At 72.9% G+C, this 2,247-nt stretch carries 1 protein-coding gene; it reads right to left on the bottom strand.

Annotated features, from left to right (window positions below; genetic code table 11):
* Positions 1 to 179: 179 nt before the first annotated feature.
* A partial coding sequence (locus VR44_RS01940) for an FAD/NAD(P)-binding protein (RefSeq protein WP_045945575.1) occupies positions 180 to 2,247 on the bottom strand: 2,068 nt, incomplete at its 5' end.

The following is a 2,247-nucleotide window of genomic DNA, read 5'->3' as shown; positions in this document are numbered from 1 at the left end:
AAGGTCGGCGTCCTCGCCCTCGCGCCGGAGGAGGGCCTCGGCGTCCGCGACCACGAGCTGCGGGCGAAGCACATCGACGCGATCAACCGCTTCCGCAGGCCCGCGAACTGAGAACGCCGGCCCGCCGCGGGAACGGAAAGGGGTTCCTTCGCACGCGAAGGAACCCCTGACCGCCGCTGTCAGCGGGAGGACGCGGACTCCGCCTCCGGCCGGGGGGCGACCGTCTCCCAGAACCCCTCCAGCCACGCCATGATGTCGTGCATCACGTAGTGGTCCGCATTGGGCCGCAGCGCCGAGAGCAGGAACGACCGCGCTCCCTCGGACGGCACGCCCAGCACCGTGACACGCGGATCGACGCTTCCGTCGGCACGCACCGGATGCCCCTGCGGGGTCAGGTCCAGCCCGCCCGGCACGAAGGTCTCACCGTCCGCGGACTTGTTGATCCACAGCCGGACCACCCCGCGCTCCAGGAGGTTGCGGTACAGGGGCAGGGCGTCCAGCCGCGGATCGAACGGGTGGATCCGGGCCTCCACAAGGACGTCGAGCTTCCGGGAGGTCCCGGTCCGGGGTCCCTCGACCATCAGGCGCCCCTGCTCCTCGTCCAGGCGGAGACGAGCACCCGGGCCCGTGGACACGTCGACTATGCCGTGCCGGACGAGTGCGGTGATCTTCTCCATGATCTCGGCGGCGGCTCCGTTGGCCAGCCTGTTGTGGTGGCGCACGTAGCGGTCCAGGAACCTGCGCTGGGACCGCGGAACGAGGCCCGCGTCGTCGACGGCGTAGGAGATGACGGACCTGAGGTCACGCCAGACGCCGTCCGCGGCCGCCTTGTGCGGGTTGCGCACGTTCCCCTGCCGCGCCCAGAGTCCGTCGTGCTCCATGAAACGCAGCACCGCGCGCCGCTGGTCTGCGGCGCTCCCCTGCGGTTCGACCGGGGAGACGGTGCGCCACCAGCTGAACCGGTTCCCCTCCGGGCCGGTTTCGAGCCCCCACGGAGAGCCGCTTCCTTCGAGCGCGGGGCCCGGCGGCAGTCCGCGGTCGATCCGGTGTGCCACTTCGGCTGCCACGGAGGGGCCGTACACCGTCTCCACCCAGTGGAGCAGCACCTCGCGGACCGGCCAGCCGGCGTCCGCCTGCGCGGCCGGCAGCGGCACGGTGCCCCGCACCACCTTCGCCAGGAGGCCCGCCACCTCGCCGACGGCCTCCTCCAGCGGTCCCAGCAGCTGCTCGGGGTCCTCGCTCGCCTCGCGCGGCCCCGTGACGAAGGCCTCGGCGGACACCGCGGCCCCGCGTGTGAGGAAAGGGACCGAGGCAGGGCCGAACAGGGCGGCGTAGTGGAGGTGCGCCATCTCCAGGACGGCCAGGGGCAGGACGTCCTGGTCGAAGTCGAGCTGGAGCTGCTTGCCCGAACCGTACGCGACCGGTCGGCCCACACTGGCCCGCAGCCGGTCGATGGCGTCGGTGGTGAAGAAGCGCCCGGTGTGGTCCCCGGGGCCGCCGTCCCGCTCCTTGTGGTTGGCGGGCCTCGCGAAGGTGAACAGACCCGTACCGCTGAAGGCGACTATGGAGGCCGGTTCGTTGCCGCTGGGCCGGTAGACCAGCCCGTGCTCCGGGTCCTCGTGGAACGTTCCGCCGCGGCCCTCGGTGAGGTAGAGGATCGCGTCGATGGCGGTGAGACCCATGCCCGCGCATCCGACGACCGTACCGGGGCCGCAGTGCTCGACGTCGAGCGCGACGTCGAGGGGGTACGGCTGCGGTACGTACTGCGCGCCGGTGCGTTCGGCGAACTCCGCGAGCCGCCTGGACATGGGCACCCGTTGCGGGTCGTGGCTGGTGTGGCCGGTCAGCAGCACGACCGCGTCCGCCGGGTGGACCGCGGCCGCCCCCTCGCCGGTGACCACGCGGAGGCAGTCCTCCGACGGGCGGACGTCGACCACCTCGGCGGTGTGGAGCTCCACGTCCACCGCCGGGTGCGCACGCAGCTCGGCGGCGAAGGTGTCGAACATCTCGCGCAGGGCCAGCCCGTGGACGTAGCGCTTGGGCCAGTCGCCGGGGCCGACGGCGAAGTCCGGATCCCCGGTGCGGGCGAACCGGCGGCGGCACCACTCGTACAGGGTGGGACGCTCCGCCGCCTGCCGGAGCGGGCCGGCGCCGACGACGCTCTCGTCCGCCGCGAACCCGACCTGGCAGGCGATGCGGTTGAGATAGCTGGTCCGTGCCTGGGCGGGGTCGTGGGCCTGTCCCGCG

The organism is Streptomyces katrae (assembly GCF_000966975.1).
GTDB classification, from domain to species: Bacteria; Actinomycetota; Actinomycetes; order Streptomycetales; family Streptomycetaceae; genus Streptomyces; species Streptomyces katrae.
Note: the sequence above shows the minus strand (reverse complement) of the source record. Positions and strands in the feature narration are given on the sequence as shown.